Raw genomic sequence first — 18,733 nt, forward strand, 5'->3', positions numbered from 1 at the left:
TGTTTAGCTTATTGCCTCTGCTCGCACGTACTGACTTACAGCTCGGTCTGCATGGCTTCGATCACCTTGTCGAGCGCGCGCGCGAGTGCGTCGCGCTCCTTGTCGTCGAGGCTCGCGAAGAGGTCGACATTCCACTTGCGCGCGATGGGCATGACCTTGCGATACAGCGCGCGTCCATCGGTTGTGAGCGAAACGAGCACGAGGCGTCCGTCTTCCTCGCTCGTGTCGCGCTGCATGAGGCCGCGGCGCATCAGCGCCTCGGCTGCACGGCTTGCCTGGCTCTTGTCGAGATTCGCGTGACGCGCAAGCTCCATCACGGAAAACGGGCCGAACGCCCCCACAGCTGCAATGAGCCGAGCCTCCGGAAGTGTGATGCCGAGCTTCGCCTGGTAGCGTTCGCTGGCGCCCCGTTCGGAGAGTTTGTTCAGGACATGCAGCCGATAGGTGAGGAATTGTTCGAGTCCGGCTTTGCTTGCCTTCATGGGAGTCCTGGTCTGGTCGCTTGGGAAGGGCGCGAAACGTGTCGCGATTCCATGATTGTTGCCCCATCTTGCGCGCGGGTCAACGCATCCGAACCCTTGTGCGGCGCGTCCGGTACCGTGCACGAATCTATTAATCGCTTACTGCAGAATGGGTGACGCGCGTATTCAACAAATCGGACAACGAATCCCGGGTTCCAACGACCACGCCGGGGCGGCGAGCCCCGGCGAATCTGCCTAGATGGATGTACGCGCAGCGTATTTGAGGCGGGTGAGCTGCTCGGCTTCGTTGGCAAGGAGTCGTGCGGCGTCGCGAATCGCGGTTTCGAGCGTGATGGGGCCCGGCGCAGGCGAGAAGCAGCCGCTGAAATGCTCCGCGAGGCGCGGCAGAGCGGCTGCGTCCACGGCGCCCGAGAGTAGCGTGGCGGGCACGTTCACGGCCGCGGCGTGGCGGCAGGCGATAAACGGCGCCTTACCGTGCAGCGTCTGCACGTCCGAGCGGCCTTCGCCGGTGATGAGCCAGTCGGCGCGATCGAGCGCTTCGTCCAGACCGATGGTGCGCGCAACGACTTCGGCGCCCGGCTCGAAGCTCGCTCCGAGCATGCGTAGCGCGAAACCCAGGCCGCCGGCCGCGCCGGAGCCCGCTTCGTCGCGCACGCGGCGACCCAGCGCCGCTTCGAGCAGATCGGCGAAACGGCCGAGCGCTGCGTCGATCGGCGCGACCTGCTCGGGCGTTACGCCTTTTTGCGGGCCGAACACGGCAGTCGCGCCGTGCTCACCCGTGAGTGGATTGTCCACGTCCGACATGCCGACGAACGACGCCTCGCGAAGTCGCGCGTCGAGCCCGGAAACGTCCACGCGCGCCACTTGCGCGAGCGCTTGCGGCGTGGGCTCGAGAGGCTTGCCGGCGGCGTCGAAGAGTTGCAGGCCGAGGCCCGCGAGCAAGCCTGCGCCGGCGTCGTTGGTGCTGCTGCCGCCGAGCGCCACATAAAAGCGCCGTACGCCTTCGTCGAGCAGCGCGCGGATCGCTTCGCCCATGCCGCGCGTACTGCGCGCGTCCACCGGCACGCCCATGCCCACCGGGTCCGTGATACCGACGATCTCGGCGGTTTCGACGATCGCGCTGCCGTCGTTCAGCAGGCCGACCGCGGCGTCGCGCTTCGGGCCCGCTGCGCCTTCCACGTTGAGTATGCGGCGCTCGCCGCCCATCGACAGCATGGCGTCGAGCGTGCCTTCACCTCCATCGGCCATGGGGCGGATGCGGATGTCGGCGTCGGCGCGCACGCGACGGATGCCCTCGGCGATCGCCGCGGCGACCCCATCCGCGCTGAGCGAACCTTTGAAAGAATCAGGAGCAATGACGATAACGGGAGCGTCAGTCGACGAATTCGGCATGGTGTCTCTGCTGGAAGAATTGTGTTGGGAGCGGCTGCGGCCGGCGGGGCGTCCGGCGCGAGCGTAAGCTTAACAGCCTCGCCGCATGCGCTGGATAACGCCGTTGCGATAGCGCGGATCGGGGCGCATTTCAGGCTCGCACGAGGTTAAAAGCAGCGCAAAAGTGGGTCAAAAACAGGCTCAGCGCGCACCCAAACGGCAATTCCACTGGCACCGGGAAATAGTTTGCTAAAATGCTTGGCTCTTTTGACGGAACCGCACCGCAAGCCGCCCGTTTCGGCGCTGTTGAGCGGCGCGTGAGGCGCCTGCGTTCAGCTCCAAAGCGGGTTGCTGGACCCTATCGGACACCAGCGGACCGCGGCACGCAAAGACCACAGATTACTGATTCGCTCGAACAATTTTAGGACGATTGAAGCCATGGCTAACGTTGTTGAAAACCTCGGCAAGCTCGAACGCCGCGTGACGATTTCCCTGCCGAAGGATGCCGTGCAGAAAGAAATCGATTCGCGCATCCGTAAACTCGCCAAGAATGTGCGCATGCCGGGTTTCCGCCCGGGCAAGGTGCCGCTCAAGATGGTCACGCAGCAGTATTCGGGCCAGGTCGAAGCCGAAGTCCTGAGCGACAAGGTCGGCAAGGAATTCTTCGACATCAGCCGCGCCGAGAACCTGCGCGTTGCCGGTCAGCCGAGCTTCGCTCCGAAGTCGGAAGCTGCTGAAGGCGACTACGCGTTCGACGCGACCTTCGAGGTCTATCCGGAAGTGAAGCTCGGCGACGTCGCAACGGCCGAAATCGAGCGCACGACCACGAGCATCACCGAAGCCGAAATCGACCGCACGCTCGACATCCTGCGCAAGCAGCGCGTGCACTTCCACGCTCGCGGGGAAGCCGGCGAGCACGGTGACGGCGGCGCCGACACCGCAGCGAAGGAAGGCGACCGCGTGACGGTCGACTTCGTCGGCAAGATCGACGACGTCGCGTTCCCGGGCGGCACCGCTGAAGGCTTCGCATTCGTGCTGGGCGAAGGCCGCATGCTGCCGGAATTCGAAAAGGCGGCGATCGGCCTGAAGAAGGGCGAGTCGCGCGAATTCGACCTCGCGTTCCCCGAGGACTATCACGGCAAGGACGTCGCCGGCAAGACGGCGAAGTTCACGATCACGATGCAGCAGATCGAGTGGCCGCACCTGCCGGAAATCGACGCTGAATTCGCAAAGTCGCTCGGCATCGCCGACGGCGACCTCGTGAAGATGCGCGCTGAAATCAAGGACAACCTCGAGCGCGAGGCGAAGCGCCGCACGCAGTCCATCGTCAAGAACCAGGTGATGGACGCGCTCCTGAAGATCTCCGAACTCGACGTGCCGAACGCACTCGTCGAGCAGGATCAGGAGCGCCTCGTCGAAATGGCGCGCGCCGACCTCGCGCAGCGTGGCGTGCCCAACGCCAAGGACGCGCCGATCCCGGCCGAAATGTTCAAGGAACAAGCCGAGCGCCGCGTGAAGCTCGGTCTCGTGCTCGCCGAACTCGTGAAGGCCAACAGCCTCGAGGCAAAGCCGGAGCAGATCCGTGCTGAAGTCGACGAATTCGCGAAAAGCTATGAGGACCCGAAGGAGGTCGTGCGCTGGTATTATTCCAACCAGCAGCGTCTGGCCGAAATGGAAGCCTACGTCGTCGAATCGAACGTCGTGGACTTCGTGCTCGGCAAGGCCAAGGTGACGGACAAGCAAGTTAGCTTCGAAGAACTGGCAAGCGCGACGGCGCAGGCTTAAATCTGCCCGCTACGGCGTGCCGGCTGTCGGAGCGACCGACGGCCAGCACGCCGTTTTTGTATCCGCAGGTTTTAGCCATGCTGACCGTGTGGTTGATTTAACCAGGGTCCGTCGCCATACAGGTATATCAGAAGAACTTTTCCAGACAAGGATGCACCGCATGACCATTCGCGCTCAATCGCTGGATACGTTGACCTCCCACTCGTCGCGGGACTTCGACCCGCAGGCGCTCGGCCTCGTGCCGATCGTCGTCGAAACGAGCGGGCGCGGCGAACGTTCCTACGACATCTACTCGCGCCTGCTCAAGGAGCGCGTGGTGTTCCTGGTCGGCGAAGTGAACGACCAGACGGCGAACCTCGTGGTCGCCCAGCTGTTGTTCCTCGAAAGCGAAAACCCGGACAAGGACATCAGCCTGTACATCAACAGCCCGGGCGGCTCGGTGTCGGCCGGCATGGCGATTTACGACACGATGCAGTTCATCAAACCAGACGTTTCGACCCTTTGCATGGGCCTCGCGGCTAGCATGGGCGCGTTCCTGCTGGCGTCGGGCGCCAAGGGCAAGCGTTTCGCGTTGCCGAATTCGCGCGTGATGATTCACCAGCCGCTCGGCGGCGCGCGCGGTCAGGCTTCGGACATCGAAATCCAGGCTCGCGAAATTCTGTACCTGAAGGAGCGCCTGAACCAGTTGCTCGCGCACCATACGGGTCAGCCGGTCGAGCGCATTGCGCGCGACACGGATCGCGACAATTTCATGTCGGGTGACGACGCTCAGGCATACGGTCTCGTCGACCAGGTTCTGCACAAGCGTCCTTAAGCTGCGCGAGCGTTTTTGCGCGTCCGACCCTGCGAAGGGCGGCGCGCAAGCGAAGTCCTAAAGGAACAGCTCGGCCCCCGTACAAAAGGGGATAGCCGACGCCGCGCAGACCTTGTGAAATAATCGGCAAACGCGCTTCGCGGCCTGCGGCCCCCAACGCCGTCACAGCAAGCGGTTCACGCACCCTCCGGCCTGGCCGGGGGAAACGGCGTATCATGTAACAGAGTGTCCGGAGGCTCATTTATCCATGGCGGACAAGAAAGGTTCTAACAGCGAGAAGCTGTTGTATTGCTCGTTTTGCGGCAAGAGCCAGCATGAGGTGAAAAAGCTCATCGCTGGTCCGTCGGTCTTCATCTGCGATGAATGCATCGACCTGTGCAACGAGATCATTCGCGACGAAGCCGCCGGTGCGGGCGTCGACGCGGCGCTGTCGCGCTCGGACCTGCCGAGCCCGCAGGAGATCCGCGACATCCTCGACCAGTACGTTATCGGGCAGGAACGCGCGAAGAAGATCCTCGCAGTGGCGGTGTACAACCACTACAAGCGTCTGAAGCACCTCGACAAGAAGGACGACGTCGAACTCTCCAAGAGCAACATCCTCTTGATCGGGCCCACGGGCTCGGGCAAGACGCTGCTCGCGCAGACGCTCGCTCGCCTTCTGAACGTGCCGTTCGTGATCGCGGACGCCACCACGCTGACCGAAGCCGGTTACGTGGGCGAAGACGTCGAGAACATCATTCAGAAGCTGCTGCAGAACTGCAATTACGAGGTCGACAAGGCGCAGCGCGGCATCGTCTATATCGACGAAATCGACAAGATCAGCCGCAAATCGGACAACCCGTCGATCACGCGCGACGTGTCGGGCGAGGGCGTGCAGCAGGCGCTGCTCAAGCTCGTCGAGGGCACGATGGCTTCGGTGCCGCCGCAGGGCGGCCGCAAGCATCCGAACCAGGATTTCATCCAGGTCGACACGACCAATATCCTGTTCATTTGCGGCGGCGCGTTCGACGGTCTGGAAAAGGTCATTACCGACCGCACGGAAAAGACCGGCATTGGTTTTGGCGCGAGCGTGAAGAGCAAGCAGGAGCGCGACACTGGCGAAGTGCTGCGCGAAACGGAACCGGAAGATCTGATCAAGTTCGGCCTGATTCCCGAACTGATCGGCCGTCTGCCCGTTGTCGCCACGCTCGGCAAGCTCGACGAAGCCGCGCTCATGAAGATTCTGGTCGAGCCGAAGAATGCGCTCGTCAAGCAGTATCACAAGCTCTTTAACATGGAGCGTGTGGAGCTGGAAATTCGTCCGGCCGCGCTGCAGGCCGTCGCCCGCAAGGCGATCCGCCGCAAGACCGGGGCCCGTGGCCTGCGCTCGATCCTGGAACAGGCATTGCTCGACGTGATGTACGATCTGCCGGCCATGAAGGGCGTGAGCAAGGTCATCATCGACGACAACGTGATCGATGGCGATGGCAAACCGCTGCTGATCTACGAGGACGCGCCGAAGGTTGCAGGGTCGAACTGATAGTGGTGATCGGCTAAAGAGTTCCGGAAAAAGGCCGTTCATACAATGGGATGAACGGCTTTTTCGTTTATCTTGTGGTCGATGGCGCACTATTTTGGAGTCACTGAACTTTTCCCACACGCGCGAGGCTTGCAATCGGTATCTCAGGCCTCAATTACCGAACAATTGATTCCACTCATGGGGAAATGAAATGTCAGGAACCCAACTCCTCCCGCCGGAACGCACCACGCTCCCGCTGCTGCCGCTGCGAGACGTCGTAGTCTTCCCGCATATGGTGATTCCCCTTTTCGTGGGCCGACCGAAATCGATCAAGGCCCTCGAAGCGGCTATGGAAGGCGGCAAGCACATCATGCTCGTCGCCCAGAAAACTGCCGCGAAGGACGAGCCGACCGAAAAAGACATGTATGAAGTAGGGTGTATCGCCAACATCCTGCAAATGCTCAAGCTGCCCGACGGCACCGTGAAGGTGCTCGTGGAAGGCCTGCAGCGCGCGAAGACGCTTTCCATCGAAGAGCAGGAAACGCAGTTCTCGTGCGAAGTGATGCCGCTCGAGCCGGACCATGCCGACAGCGCCGAAACCGAAGCGCTGCGCCGTGCGATCGTCTCGCAGTTCGATCAGTACGTGAAGCTCAACAAGAAGATTCCGCCGGAGATCCTGACGTCGCTGTCGGGCATCGACGAAGCCGGTCGTCTTGCTGACACCATCGCCGCACATCTGCCGCTCAAGCTCGACCAGAAGCAGCACATCCTCGAGATGTTCCCGGTCGTGGAGCGTCTGGAGCACCTGCTCGCGCAACTCGAAGCCGAAATCGACATTCTCCAGGTGGAGAAGCGTATTCGCGGCCGCGTGAAGCGCCAGATGGAAAAGAGCCAGCGCGAGTACTACCTGAACGAACAGGTCAAGGCGATCCAGAAGGAACTGGGCGAAGGCGAAGAGGGTGCCGATCTCGAGGAACTCGAGAAGCGCATCACGGCCGCGCGCATGCCGAAGGAAGCCAAGAAGAAGGCCGACGCCGAGCTCAAGAAGCTCAAGCTGATGTCGCCGATGTCGGCGGAAGCCACTGTCGTGCGTAACTACATCGACACGCTGATCGGCCTGCCGTGGCGCAAGAAGAGCAAGGTCAACAACGACCTCTCGAACGCGGAAGCCGTGCTTGACGAAGACCACTTCGGTCTCGAGAAAGTGAAGGAACGCATTCTCGAGTATCTCGCAGTGCAACAGCGTGTGGACAAGGTCAAGGCGCCGATCCTGTGCCTCGTTGGTCCTCCGGGCGTAGGCAAGACGTCGCTCGGCCAGTCGATTGCGCGCGCAACGAATCGCAAGTTTGTGCGTATGGCGCTGGGCGGCGTGCGTGACGAAGCCGAAATCCGCGGCCACCGTCGTACGTACATTGGTTCGATGCCGGGCAAGATTCTGCAAAGCCTGACCAAGGTCGGCGTGCGCAATCCGCTCTTCCTGCTCGACGAAGTCGACAAGATGGGCATGGATTTCCGCGGCGATCCGTCGTCGGCGCTGCTCGAAGTGCTCGATCCGGAACAGAACCACACGTTCGCCGACCACTACATCGAAGTCGATTTCGATCTCTCCGATGTGATGTTCGTCGCCACGTCGAACTCGCTGAACATTCCGCCGCCGCTGCTCGACCGGATGGAAGTCATTCGCCTTTCGGGTTACACGGAAGACGAGAAGGTCAGCATTGCTCAGCGTTATCTCCTGCCCAAGCAGAAGAAGAACAACGGGCTGAAGCCTGGCGAGATCGAAGTGGCCGAAGGCGCGATCCGCGACATCATTCGCTACTACACGCGTGAAGCGGGTGTGCGTTCACTCGAGCGCGAAGTGTCGAAGATCTGCCGCAAGGTCGTGAAGATGCTGCTGCTGAAGAAGGCCGACAAGGCTGTCACGGTGGATAGCGCCAATCTCGACACCTTCCTCGGCGTGCGCAAGTACGACTTCGGTCTGGCCGCGAAGGAAAACCAGATCGGTCAGGTCACGGGCCTCGCGTGGACGGAAGTCGGCGGCGATCTGCTGACGATCGAAGCGGCGGTAATGCCCGGCAAGGGCAACGTGATCCGCACGGGTTCGCTCGGCGACGTCATGAAGGAATCGGTCGAAGCGGCACGCTCGGTGGTGCGTTCGCGTTCGCGTCGTCTTGGCATCAAGGACGAGGCGTTCGAGAAGCAGGACATCCACATTCACGTGCCCGAAGGCGCGACGCCGAAGGACGGTCCGTCCGCCGGTGGTGCGATGACGACAGCGCTGGTGTCCGTGCTCACGGGGATTCCGGTGCGCGCCGATGTCGCGATGACGGGCGAGATCACGCTGCGCGGCGAAGTGCTGCCGATCGGCGGGCTGAAGGAGAAGCTGCTCGCGGCGCATCGCGGCGGCATCAAGCTCGTGCTGATCCCGGAAGAGAACGTCAAGGATCTCACTGAGATTCCGGACAACGTGAAGAACTCGATCGAGATCGTGCCGGTCCGCTGGATCGACAAGGTGCTCGAACTCGCGCTCGAACGTGTGCCGCAGCCGCTGCCCGAAGAAGAAGTGAAGGCTGAGGACGCCAAGGCACCCGTGGCCGAATCGAAGGATGCCGGCGCGACGGAAGTCGTCAAGCACTAAGCCTTCAGCAAGGCGCTCCAGCGCAACGCATTACACCCCCAAAAAACCCGCGGCATGGTCCGCGGGTTTTTTTATGCGCGTCACGATCCTTGACGTTGTGATGACAACCAGCGGTCTTTTCCGCGATTTCCCACTTGTTCGAATAATCCCTCGAATATTCCTTCGAATCGCACGCCGAATCAGGCTGAACCCCGCTTGACACGGTCCTTTCGGCCCCGTTAAATGAGCGGTCCCCGCGCTATGCCGGGGACGTCTATCCAATAAGTTGAACTTCTTTCTTACGATTGCCCAAACACATTCTCGGGGGCTGGAATGAATAAAACGGAACTGATCGACCATATCGCGCAACAAGCCGACATTTCGAAAGCGGCTGCGGGACGCGCACTCGACGCCGTGATCGGCGGCGTCAAAGGGACGCTCAAGAAGGGCGGTTCGGTCACGCTCGTCGGCTTCGGCACGTTTGCCGTCGGCAAGCGCACGGCGCGCACGGGCCGCAATCCGCGCACTGGCGACGCGATCAAGATCAAGGCGGCGAAGGTGCCCAAATTTAGGCCTGGTAAAGCGCTGAAGGATGCGCTAAACTAGCGGGCTCGCTACCTGAGAAGGTGGCGCAGCAGAAGTCGCGGTACAGGAAAGCATGAAGCTGGGTGCTTAGCTCAGTTGGTAGAGCGGCGCCCTTACAAGGCGTAGGTCGGGAGTTCGAGCCTCTCAGCACCCACCACAGCTTCAGTTCCGGTACCTCGCGCAGCGAGTGTGGAAACACAAAAGCGCGCAAAACCGCACGGAGCGGTAGTTCAGTTGGTTAGAATACCGGCCTGTCACGCCGGGGGTCGCGGGTTCGAGTCCCGTCCGCTCCGCCAAGGATATCTCGACAAGAAGGCGAACTCCGGTTCGCCTTTTTTGTTGGCCGCTGTTGTAATATCGGGCGTTCCATTTTTTGGCGCCCTCAACGTCTGGTCACGCATGCTCGACTTTTTCCGCAATCACAAACGCCTGATGATGTTCATGCTGCTCCTGGTCATCCTGCCAGGGCTGGGCTTCGTCGGTATTCAAGGTTTCCGCGGCTTCTTCGATGAAAGCGCGAACGTCGCAAGCGTCAACGGCCACAAGATCACGCGTGTCGAATACGACAACGCTGCGCGCCAGCAGCTCGACCAGGCCCGCCAGGTACTGGGCGCGCAATTCGACGCGAGCATGTTCGACACGCCCCAGCACCGCAAGGACATCCTCGACGGACTGATCCAGCAGCGCGTGCTCGTGGACGAAACGCAGCGCCTGCACCTCACCGCCTCCGACGACGCCGTGCGCCGCGCGCTGCTCTCCGACCCGGTGATCTCGTCGCTCAAGAATCCTGACGGCTCGATCAATCTCGACCAGTACAAGCAGCTGCTCGCCATGCAGGGCATGACGCCTGAGCAGTACGACGAGCGCGTGCGCTATAGCCTCGCCATGCAGCAATTGCCGGCGTCGATCATCAGCAGCGCGTTCACGCCGAAGGCGCTCGCGCAGCAGCTCACTGGCCTCTCGGAGCAGCAGCGCGAGGTACAGGGCCAGGCGTTCCACGCGAGCGACTATGCAACCAAGGTCCAGCCGACCGACGCGCAACTGCAGGCGTACTACGACGCGAACAAGAACGCTTTTGCCACGCCGGCCACGGCGCAGATCCAGTATCTCGTGCTCTCGGCGGCTACGGTGGCCGCCGGCGTGCAGCCGAGCGACGCCGATCTCAAGAAGTACTACGACGACAACATCGCGCACTATCGCACGCAGGAAGAAGTGCGCGCGAGCCACATCCTGATCACGGTGCCGAAGGACGCGAGCGCCGACGTGCGCAACGCCGCGAAGCAAAAGGCCGAATCGATCCTCGCCGAAGTCAAGGCGCATCCGGATCAGTTCGCGCAGATTGCGCAGAAGGAATCGCAGGACCCGGGTTCGGCCTCGAAGGGTGGCGACCTCGGTTACTTCGGCCCCGGCATGATCGCGGGCGGTAAAGCGTTCGACGACGCGGTCTTCAAGCTCAAGAAAGACGAGATCAGCGACGTGATCCAGTCGGACTTCGGCTATCACATCGTCAAGGTCACGGACCTGAAGCCGGCGGTCACGAAACCGTTCGACGACGTAAAGGCGCAGATCACGAACGACGTGAAGGCCCAGCAGGCCGCGAAGCTGCTCGCCGATACGAGCGACGGCTTCACGTCGCTGGTCTACGAGCAGGCCAAGAGCCTGCAGCCGGCCGCGGACAAGTACAAGCTGACGATCCAGACGGCCACGGTCACGCCGAAGCCGAATGCAACGCTCCCGCCGGATAGTCCGCTGAACAACCAGAAGTTCCTCGACGCCGTATTCGCGAGCGACTCGGTGAATCAGCACAACAACACCCAGGCAATCGACGTTGGCAACAACACGCTGGTCTCTGCGCACGTGACGAACTACCAGCCGGCAGCGGTGCCTGCGTTCGCCGCAGTCAAGGATGCCGTGCGCCAGAAGGTGGTCGCGCAGCAGGCCGCCGACATGGCGCGCAAGGACGGCGAGGCCAAGCTTGCGGAACTGCAGAAGTCCAAGTCGACCGATGGCTTCTCGTCGGCGCTCAAGGTTTCGCGTAACGACGCCCAAGGTCTGCCGCCCAGCGCGCTCTCCGCGGTCTTCAAGGCCGATTCGCAGAAGCTGCCGGCCTACGTGGGCGTGGACCTCGGCAACGACGGCTATGCGATCTACCGCGTGAACAGCGTGACCAACGGTGCGGCCGCTGAAGGCCCGCGTCTGGCCGCCGCACAGCAGCAGCTTGCCCAGGTGGGCGGCCAGTCGCAGGTGCAGGCGTATCTCGACGCACTGCGCGAGCGCTCGAAGGTCAAGCTCTACGGCTCGCTCGGTTCGGCCAGCCAGTCCGGCGACGGCGACAGCGGTCAGTAAGCACGACCGCGTATCCGACCGCCGGCGTCCAGCGCCGCAGAAAAAAAGCCCCGCGAAACATCGCGGGGCTTTTGCGTTCTGGCGAGCGCAAAATCAGAGGCAGGCGTTGATGTCGCTGGTGGCGTCTGCGCCCGTGCCGCCGCCGGAGCGGAAGCCGACCCACGTCTTCGCGCTGGCGCTCCACGCCGGGCGCACCGTTGCCGCCGCGCCGTTAGGCGGCTGCTGGCCAGGGACGTAGACGTCGACAGCCTGGCCGTTGGCGAGCACGGACTGCGAGACGACTTGCTGCTGCGACTTATCGGCCCATTTTTGCGCGATGCATTGAGCAACCGTCGCAGGCGGTTGCTGGCTGGTGCCGACGGACTGTGCTCCGCTCGGCATTGGCTGATTGGCGCAGGCAGCAAGTGCTGCCGTAACGACAATGAGAGGTAAATATTTCACGCTTCTTCGCTCCAGTCAGGGTCGGTCGGATTCAGACAACGAGGCCTTTCGGGCTCGCGTGTCTGATACAAAAGGTGGCCAATGGCGAGGCACGGTTACCCGCCGCCACGCCGCCTGAGGCGAAAAGGCGAAAGCGGCTTTAACGCGCCACAAGGGAGGGGCCCTTCGACAGGGCCGCCCGGTGAGGACGTCGGCACGTTTGCCCGGTTGCCGCCTCAGCGCCGTGTGCCGTTGTCTAGCAGCGGCTTGAGCGTTGGCCACACATTGTCGAGGAGCAATGGCTGTGCCTGCTGGACAGGATGGATCTGATCGGCCTGGAAGAGTTCGGGCTTGTCGGCGAGGCCGGCGAGCAGGAAGGGCACGAGCGGCACGTTCAGTTCCTTCGCAAGCCGTTCGTAGATAGCGTGGAAATCGCGCGTGTAGTCAGGCCCATAGTTGGGCGGCACGTACATGCCGACGAGCACGGGCTTCGCGCCGCCCTTGCGGATCTGCGCGACGATGGCGCGCAGATTGCTCTCGGTGGTCGACAGCGGCACGCCGCGCAGCGCGTCGTTCGCGCCCAGTTCGACAATCACGATCGAGGGCTTGATGCGCTGCATGACAAGCGGCAGGCGCGTGAGTCCGCCGCTTGTCGTGTCCCCGCTGATGCTCGCATTCGCAACGTTATAATCGATCCGCTCGCTGGTCAGGCGCTGGCGCAGCAGGGCCACCCAGCCTGTATCGCGAGGCAGGCCGTATTCGGCGGAAAGGCTGTCGCCGAGCACGACGATGTTCGGTTTTGCCGTGGCGGCGGGATTCGTCGCCGCGTGGTCGGTGGGCGCGGGCGTGGCCGCGAGAGCGGGGCCGTTCATGCCAAATGATGTGCCAAACAAGGCAGCGGCAGTTAAGGTAGCAATCGAAGCAGATGCGGAGGGAAACCCGGAGGCAAACGCGCTGAAGCGGGACCCAATGCGGGAAAAGGCGGCGCGCCGCGCGGCGCGCTTCTGGTTCACGGCTAACCTGTGCGTCATCATGTGCGAATGAATAGCGATCCAGTCATCGACGTACGGGGTTTGAGCAAGCGGGTTACCGACGCCACCGGCGAGCTAACGATTCTCGACGGCATCGACCTCACCGTGCAGGCGGGCGGGAGCGTCGCGATCGTCGGCGCTTCCGGTTCCGGCAAGTCGACGCTGCTCGGCCTGCTGGCTGGCCTCGACAGCGCGAGCGCGGGTTCTGTGCGCCTGCTCGGCCATGAGCTTACCGGTATGGCCGAAGACCAGCGCGCGGCACTGCGCAACGGCTCGGTGGGCTTCGTATTCCAGTCTTTCCAGCTGATGCCGCATCTCACCGCGTTGGAGAACGTCGCGCTGCCGCTCGAACTGCAGGGCGGCATGTCGACGCGTGATGCTTTCGCCCGTGCGCGCGCGCTGCTCGAGCGCGTGGGTCTTGCCGAGCGCACGGGCCACTATCCGAAGCTGCTCTCGGGCGGCGAGCAGCAGCGCGTGGCGCTCGCCCGCGCGTTCGTGACGCGCCCGGCTGTGCTGTTTGCCGACGAGCCCACCGGCAGCCTCGACGCCGCCACGGGCCACGCCGTCATCGACCTGATGTTCGAACTCAATCGCGCCAACGGGGCGACGCTCGTGCTCGTCACCCACGATGTCGATCTTGCGCAGCGTTGCGACGCGATCATCACAATCGAAGCGGGCCACCGCGTGGCCAACGCGCCGCATGGCGCGGCGGCTTCGCGCAACGCGAGCAATGTCGAAGCCGGGCGCTAGTGCGCGGGCAACCAGCGAACCCATAAACGGCGTGCGCACCTCATGCGCACGCCAGATCTGCGCAATTTAACGCTTGAGCGCCGCACGGGCGCGCGCGATCAGCGCGGCTGTGGACGAATCGTGCGCCTTCACATTGCCGCTTGCCGCGTTCAGGTCGGCTTCGACCACCTTGCCGAGGATCTTGCCGAGTTCCACGCCCCACTGGTCGAACGGATTGATGTCCCACACGGAAGCCTGCACGAGCACCTTGTGCTCATACAGCGCGATGATCGCGCCGAGCGAGCGCGCGGTAAGCGCGTCGACGAGCAGCGTGGTGGTCGGCCGGTTGCCGGGGAACATGATGTGCGGCACGAGTTCGGGCTTGTCCGGGCCCGCGATCTTGCGCGCTTCTTCCTCGGTACGGCCAAGCATCAGCGCCTCGCTCTGCGCAAAGCAGTTCGCGAGCAGCTTCGGATGATGGTCGGCCAGCGGATGCTCGGGCGTGAGCACGGCGATGAAGTCGATCGGTACGATCGTCGTGCCCTGGTGCAGCATCTGGAAGAACGCGTGCTGGCCGTTCGTGCCGGGCTCGCCCCAGGTGATCGCCGAGGTCGAGTAATCGACAAACTTGCCGTCGAGGCGCGCCGACTTGCCGTTGCTCTCCATTTCGAGTTGCTGGAGATACGAGGGCAGGAAGTGCAACGCTTCGGAATAGGGCGCGACGAGATAGCTCTGGGAGCCGAAGAAGTTGCGATACCAGACGCCGATCATGCCGAGCAGCACGGGCAGGTTTTTCTCGAGCGGCGCTTCGCGGAAGTGCTTGTCCATGTCGTGCGCGCCGGCGAGCAATTCGTCGAACTGCTGCGGCCCGATGGCGATCATGATCGAGAGGCCCACGGCCGACCACAGCGAATAGCGGCCACCGACCCAGTCCCACATCTCGAACACGTTCTCTCTGGCGATGCCGAACTTCACGACTTCGGTGGGGTTGGCCGAGACGCCAACGAAGTGCTTCGCGAGTTCGCTTTCCGGGCAGCCGTGCTTGACGAACCAGTCGCGCATGGACAGCGCGTTGGTCATGGTTTCGAGCGTCGTGAACGTTTTCGAAACGATGATCGCAAGCGTCTCTTCCGGGTCGATGTCTTCGATCGTGCGCCACAGGTCAGCGCCGTCGACGTTCGAGACGAAGTGCGAGGTGATCTCGGGCAGTTCGAGATGCTTGAGCGCGTGCACGACCATCTTCGGCCCGAGGTCCGAGCCGCCGATGCCGATGTTCACGACGTGGCGAATGCGCTTGCCGGTGTATCCGGTCCATGCGCCGCTGCGCACGGCGTCGGCGAATTTCGCCATTTTCGCGCGCTCGGCGAGGATCTGCGCGTGGAACGGGGCGTCGGCCTCGGTGGCGCGCAAGGCAGTGTGCAGTGCCGCGCGGCCTTCGGTCGGGTTGACGACTTCGCCCTTGAACATCGCATCGCGGCGCGCTTCCACGCCGGCCTCGCGGGCGAGCTGCACGAGCAGCTTGAGCGTGGCGTCGGTGATGCGGTTCTTCGAGAAGTCGGCGCCGAGACCGGCGCCTGCGTACGTGAAGCGTTCGGCGCGCGTCGGCGCAGGGTCGTTGGCGGGAGCGAACCAGTCGCGCAGCTTTTCGTCGCGGATCTGTTCGTAATGCGTCTGTAGCGCGGACCAGGCGGGGAGCGGATTCGTCATGTTCGTCTAGCGAGGGATCACGAATGGAGGGCGGCAGGTGCGGCTCGCCGGTCAGGCCGAACACGCGCTTCGCATGCCGCGGGGAAGCACGGGCCGCCTCCGGTGAGAGACGGCGTGCGGAGGATCAGTATAGCGGCCTCGGGCGACACTGCGCAGCGTTGTGGCGCTTGCGGCGGCAACGCGCGCGAGAGGTGGGTCAAACGTCGTGGTAAAGCAAGCTGCGTGCCGCGCGAGCGAACGTGCGGCGTGCGGCTTCAGGCTGCGTAGCTCGGCGCGTAGAAGAGCCGGTTCATGAGCTTGCGCACCACTGGCGCGAGCTCGCCCGCGGTGAGGCCCGCGGGGCCATCGCCTTGTGCGCACAGCGTGTCGGCGGCGAGGCCGTGCAGATAGACGCCCGCGAGCGCCGCCTCGTAAGGCGGCAGGCGCTGGGCCAGCAGCGCGCCGATCATGCCGCCGAGCACGTCGCCGGTGCCGCCCGTGGCGAGGCCTGCATTCCCGGTGGGATTGACGGCGACGCGTCCGTCTGGCGCAGCGATCACGGTGCCGCTGCCCTTGAGCACCGCGACAGCCGCATAGCGGGCGGCGAGTGTTCGCGCTGCGGCCAGACGGTCGCGCTGCACTGCTGCGGTGTCGCAGCCGAGCAGCCGCGCCGCTTCGAGCGGGTGCGGCGTGAGCACGCAGGGCGCCCCGCGCGCGGTGGCCGACTGCGCGACGTGTGCCGCCAGCGCCTCGTCGCGCGCGACGAGATTGAGCGCGTCGGCATCGAACAGCACGGGGGCCCGAAGGCGCAGGATGGCATCCACGAGCTGCCGTGCGGACGCGCTGCCGCCCATTCCGCATCCCGCCGCCACGGCGTCCGTCGCATCGAGTGCGAGCCGGGCCGCCGCGTGCAGCATAAGTTCGGGGTGCGGGGGGTCGTAGGGCGGCGCGTCGCTGCCGAGAAAGCCCACGTGAACCTTGCCCGCGCCGGTGAGGAGCGCCGCGCGCGCCGCGAGAATTGGCGCGCCGCACATACCCGTGTCGCCGCCCACGACGGCCAGCGTGCCGAACGTGCCCTTATGCGTGCCGAAGTCGCGTGCGGGCAGCGCGGCGACGAAGAGCGACGGTGCGTTCAGACGCACCGCGCCCGGCGTGTCTTCGGTGTCGATGCCGATCGGCGCGATCGCGACGCTGCCCGCGTAGTCGCGCCCGACACCCGTGTACAGGCCGGGCTTGGCGGCGATGAAGGTCACGGTATGTGTCGCGCGCACGGCGGGGCCGCTGCCGACCACGTTGCCCGTGTCGCTGTCGAGGCCGCTCGGCACGTCGAGCGAGAGCACGTGGCCATGGCTGCGCGCGCGCGCCGACAGCCTTTCGGCGAGTTCGGCGAACACGCCTTCGAGTCCGCGCGCGAGACCGATGCCGAACATCCCGTCGACGAGCCAGCCGTAAGCGTCGAACGACGCCGGCACGGACGAGGCAATGTGCACACCCGCCGCGCGCGCCTCGGCGAGCGCCCAGCGCGCGTCGTCGGGCTTGACCTCGACTGGCATGCAGACTTCCACCGCGACGCCCGCGCGATGCAGTTCGGTGGCGACGACGAGCGCGTCACCACCGTTGTTGCCGGGCCCGGCGGCGAACCAGACTGGCTTGTCGCTCGCCCACGAGGGCGCGTGCGCGAGTTGCTCGCGCAGGAAGTGCGCGGCGGCGGCGCCTGCGCGCGCCATGAGTGTGTGAGCAGGCAAAGCCGACTGCGCGGCGACTTCGGCCTCGCGCAGCGCTTCGACGGTAAGAAGCGGGACCGCACGATCGTGCGGATTGACGAGCACCGGTTGCCCGGCGCCAGAGGAGTGTGGAGTGTGCGTCATGGCGATGCGGTCCTGAGAAGCGACATCGCAACGATACCCGAGCATGCCCTCAGACGGCACGCCTCAAGCGCGCGGCGGGCCGGCGCGGCGGCAAGGCAACGCCACACCGCACACACGTGCACCGCTCAATCGCGGCCCGGCCAGAGTGCCTTGATGGTATCGGCCGGCAGGTCTGGCGCCATATTGGAGATCTGCTGGGCGACGAGACGCGCAGAGCCGAGCGAAAGCGCCCAGCCCGCCGGGCCGTGGCCCGCGTTGACGAAGAGGCGCGGATGGCCCACGCTGCCGACCGCCGGCAGGCCGTCGGCGGAAAGCAGCTTCATGCCTTCCCACGCCAGCGCGGCCGAAATGCGAGCGGCGCCCGGCGCCCAGTCGCGCGACGCTTCGCCGAGCAGCGCGAGTGCGTCCTCGGTGAGCGCCTCGGGCAGTGCGTCATCGACTTCCTGCGCGCGCAGCAGCACGGCGGCACCCGATATGCGCAGCCGGTGATTCATACGCGCGACGGCGATGCGCTTGCCTGCATCGACGATTGTCGTTTGCGGCACGCATTCCTCATGCGCCACCGGCGAATTGAGCGTGTGCATACGCAGCGGATAGAACGGCATCTTGATGCCGAGCGGCGCGAGAAGCCGTGGCGTTTGCGCGCCAGCGGCGACGACGACGGCGTCGCCCGAGATCACCTCGACGTCGCGCGAGCGGCCCGCTTCGTGCGCAGGCGGCGCGAGTTCCACCGCCGCGCGCCGGTCTTCCAGGCGGATCGCACTGACTTCGCGGCTCGTTTCGAACTGCACGCCGCCCTGGGCGTCGAGCACCTGCTTGAGCAGCTTCACGAAGAGCGGGCAGTTGGCTACCCGGCCAGTCTCGAAATGCACGCCGCCCGCAAACGGCGGATCGGCGGGGATGACATGGTCGAAAGCCACGCATTCCGCGGGCGAAAGCGCGTGGTGGGGCGTCTCGAAGCGGCGCAGCAGTTCGAGGGCCGGTTGGGTGAGCGACCATTCATCGCTGCCGCGCACGAGATAGAGCAGGCCGTCGCGCTGCTCGTAGTCGAGCTGGAAGCGCGCGTCGATGTCGGCGAGCGCCGCTTGCGCGGACTCGATGAGCGGGCGCAAGAGCGCATAGCGCTCGGCGAACGCCTCGGAGCCGTGCAGCGTGGCGAGGCGCTTGACGAAGCCATGCGCCTGGCCGCGCCAGCCCGTCCTGCTGATCACGCCGCCGGACGATTGCCGGCCGTTGCGCAGGAAGGTTGGGCCGAACCAGACGTCGAGCGGCGTGGGCAGCGCGATGCCGCTGTGTCCGTAGGTCGCGCCTTGCGCAACGGTGGCGTGGCGTTCGATCACGCAGACGCGATGCCCGGCCGCGCGCAGCTGCCAGGCGGTAGCGATGCCGGCGATTCCGCCGCCGATGACGATGACATCCATGACGATACGATCTGCAGGCAGGTGACGCGCTTAGGTGAAGGGCGTCCTGCGAAGGTGGGGCGTGCGGCGCGCCGAAGCCA

14 protein-coding genes and 2 tRNA genes are annotated in these 18,733 nt (G+C 64.4%); 9 read left to right on the forward strand and 7 right to left on the reverse strand.

Annotation, left to right across the window (positions count from 1 at the left end):
* Positions 1-35: 35 nt before the first annotated feature.
* Positions 36-482, reverse strand: coding sequence for a MarR family winged helix-turn-helix transcriptional regulator (locus JMY28_RS16375; RefSeq protein WP_028206975.1), 447 nt, complete (start codon positions 480-482; stop codon positions 36-38).
* A 234-nt stretch (positions 483-716) separates the two neighbouring features.
* On the reverse strand, positions 717-1,874 hold the full coding sequence (locus JMY28_RS16380) for a glycerate kinase (protein ID WP_201696961.1): 1,158 nt from the start codon (positions 1,872-1,874) through the stop codon (positions 717-719).
* A 417-nt stretch (positions 1,875-2,291) separates the two neighbouring features.
* Between JMY28_RS16380 and tig the strand changes: the two genes are divergently transcribed.
* The 8 genes from tig (at position 2,292) to JMY28_RS16420 (ending at position 11,498) form a co-directional block, all read left to right on the forward strand.
* On the forward strand, positions 2,292-3,638 hold the full coding sequence (gene tig, locus JMY28_RS16385; protein ID WP_201696962.1) for a trigger factor: 1,347 nt from the start codon (positions 2,292-2,294) through the stop codon (positions 3,636-3,638).
* Between the two features lie 160 nt (positions 3,639-3,798).
* Positions 3,799-4,452, forward strand: coding sequence for an ATP-dependent Clp endopeptidase proteolytic subunit ClpP (gene clpP, locus JMY28_RS16390; RefSeq protein WP_028206978.1), 654 nt, complete (start codon positions 3,799-3,801; stop codon positions 4,450-4,452).
* Between the two features lie 247 nt (positions 4,453-4,699).
* A complete protein-coding gene (gene clpX, locus JMY28_RS16395; RefSeq protein WP_201696963.1) occupies positions 4,700-5,971 on the forward strand; it encodes an ATP-dependent Clp protease ATP-binding subunit ClpX in 1,272 nt (423 codons plus the stop codon).
* 190 nt (positions 5,972-6,161) lie between these two features.
* The gene (lon, locus tag JMY28_RS16400) at positions 6,162-8,588 is read left to right on the forward strand and encodes an endopeptidase La (protein WP_201696964.1); all 2,427 of its coding nucleotides are present in this window, start codon (positions 6,162-6,164) and stop codon (positions 8,586-8,588) included.
* A gap of 312 nt (positions 8,589-8,900) precedes the next feature.
* Positions 8,901-9,173, forward strand: coding sequence for an HU family DNA-binding protein (locus JMY28_RS16405; RefSeq protein ID WP_027796408.1), 273 nt, complete (start codon positions 8,901-8,903; stop codon positions 9,171-9,173).
* A gap of 60 nt (positions 9,174-9,233) precedes the next feature.
* Positions 9,234-9,309: transfer RNA gene (locus tag JMY28_RS16410), tRNA-Val, on the forward strand.
* A 62-nt stretch (positions 9,310-9,371) separates the two neighbouring features.
* A tRNA-Asp gene (locus tag JMY28_RS16415) sits at positions 9,372-9,448 on the forward strand.
* A 103-nt stretch (positions 9,449-9,551) separates the two neighbouring features.
* Positions 9,552-11,498 carry a SurA N-terminal domain-containing protein gene (locus JMY28_RS16420; protein WP_201696965.1) on the forward strand — a complete coding sequence of 649 codons (1,947 nt, stop codon included), beginning with the start codon at positions 9,552-9,554 and terminating at the stop codon, positions 11,496-11,498.
* Between the two features lie 93 nt (positions 11,499-11,591).
* Here the strand turns inward: JMY28_RS16420 and JMY28_RS16425 are convergent, their stop codons facing one another.
* Both JMY28_RS16425 and JMY28_RS16430 read right to left on the reverse strand, forming a co-directional pair.
* Complete coding sequence (locus JMY28_RS16425) at positions 11,592-11,939, reverse strand: hypothetical protein (protein ID WP_201696966.1); 348 nt, start codon at positions 11,937-11,939, stop codon at positions 11,592-11,594.
* A 215-nt stretch (positions 11,940-12,154) separates the two neighbouring features.
* Positions 12,155-12,790: an arylesterase gene (locus JMY28_RS16430; protein WP_201696967.1), complete on the reverse strand. Its 636-nt coding sequence runs from the start codon at positions 12,788-12,790 to the stop codon at positions 12,155-12,157.
* Positions 12,791-12,958: 168 nt separating this feature from the next.
* Here JMY28_RS16430 and JMY28_RS16435 point away from each other — a divergent pair, with 168 nt between their 5' ends.
* Positions 12,959-13,699, forward strand: a complete 741-nt coding sequence (locus tag JMY28_RS16435) for an ABC transporter ATP-binding protein (protein ID WP_201696968.1) — start codon at positions 12,959-12,961, stop codon at positions 13,697-13,699.
* 66 nt (positions 13,700-13,765) lie between these two features.
* On the opposite strand, the gene pgi is transcribed toward JMY28_RS16435, so the two are convergent.
* The 3 genes from pgi to JMY28_RS16450 form a co-directional block, all read right to left on the reverse strand.
* Positions 13,766-15,385 (reverse strand): glucose-6-phosphate isomerase, encoded by a 1,620-nt coding sequence (gene pgi / locus JMY28_RS16440; RefSeq protein WP_201696969.1) that lies wholly within the window; start codon positions 15,383-15,385, stop codon positions 13,766-13,768.
* A gap of 254 nt (positions 15,386-15,639) precedes the next feature.
* A complete protein-coding gene (locus JMY28_RS16445; RefSeq protein WP_201696970.1) occupies positions 15,640-17,232 on the reverse strand; it encodes an NAD(P)H-hydrate dehydratase in 1,593 nt (530 codons plus the stop codon).
* Between the two features lie 125 nt (positions 17,233-17,357).
* Positions 17,358-18,653 carry an FAD-dependent oxidoreductase gene (locus JMY28_RS16450; protein ID WP_201696971.1) on the reverse strand — a complete coding sequence of 432 codons (1,296 nt, stop codon included), beginning with the start codon at positions 18,651-18,653 and terminating at the stop codon, positions 17,358-17,360.
* Between the last annotated feature and the right edge of the window lie 80 nt (positions 18,654-18,733).

The sequence above is a fragment of the Paraburkholderia hiiakae genome, assembly GCF_904848665.1.
GTDB lineage: Bacteria > Pseudomonadota > Gammaproteobacteria > Burkholderiales > Burkholderiaceae > Paraburkholderia > Paraburkholderia hiiakae.

What these genes read in the sequence shown, in the direction of transcription:
- clpP (WP_028206978.1), top strand. Translation starts at nt 3,799, where the DNA reads ATGACCATTCGCGCTCAATCGCTGGATACGTTGACCTCCCACTCGTCG.
- JMY28_RS16445 (WP_201696970.1), bottom strand. Translation starts at nt 17,232, where the DNA reads ATGACGCACACTCCACACTCCTCTGGCGCCGGGCAACCGGTGCTCGTC.
- tig (WP_201696962.1), top strand. Translation starts at nt 2,292, where the DNA reads ATGGCTAACGTTGTTGAAAACCTCGGCAAGCTCGAACGCCGCGTGACG.
- JMY28_RS16380 (WP_201696961.1), bottom strand. Translation starts at nt 1,874, where the DNA reads ATGCCGAATTCGTCGACTGACGCTCCCGTTATCGTCATTGCTCCTGAT.
- JMY28_RS16420 (WP_201696965.1), top strand. Translation starts at nt 9,552, where the DNA reads ATGCTCGACTTTTTCCGCAATCACAAACGCCTGATGATGTTCATGCTG.
- JMY28_RS16450 (WP_201696971.1), bottom strand. Translation starts at nt 18,653, where the DNA reads ATGGATGTCATCGTCATCGGCGGCGGAATCGCCGGCATCGCTACCGCC.
- JMY28_RS16405 (WP_027796408.1), top strand. Translation starts at nt 8,901, where the DNA reads ATGAATAAAACGGAACTGATCGACCATATCGCGCAACAAGCCGACATT.
- lon (WP_201696964.1), top strand. Translation starts at nt 6,162, where the DNA reads ATGTCAGGAACCCAACTCCTCCCGCCGGAACGCACCACGCTCCCGCTG.
- JMY28_RS16435 (WP_201696968.1), top strand. Translation starts at nt 12,959, where the DNA reads ATGAATAGCGATCCAGTCATCGACGTACGGGGTTTGAGCAAGCGGGTT.
- pgi (WP_201696969.1), bottom strand. Translation starts at nt 15,385, where the DNA reads ATGACGAATCCGCTCCCCGCCTGGTCCGCGCTACAGACGCATTACGAA.
- clpX (WP_201696963.1), top strand. Translation starts at nt 4,700, where the DNA reads ATGGCGGACAAGAAAGGTTCTAACAGCGAGAAGCTGTTGTATTGCTCG.
- JMY28_RS16430 (WP_201696967.1), bottom strand. Translation starts at nt 12,790, where the DNA reads ATGAACGGCCCCGCTCTCGCGGCCACGCCCGCGCCCACCGACCACGCG.
- JMY28_RS16375 (WP_028206975.1), bottom strand. Translation starts at nt 482, where the DNA reads ATGAAGGCAAGCAAAGCCGGACTCGAACAATTCCTCACCTATCGGCTG.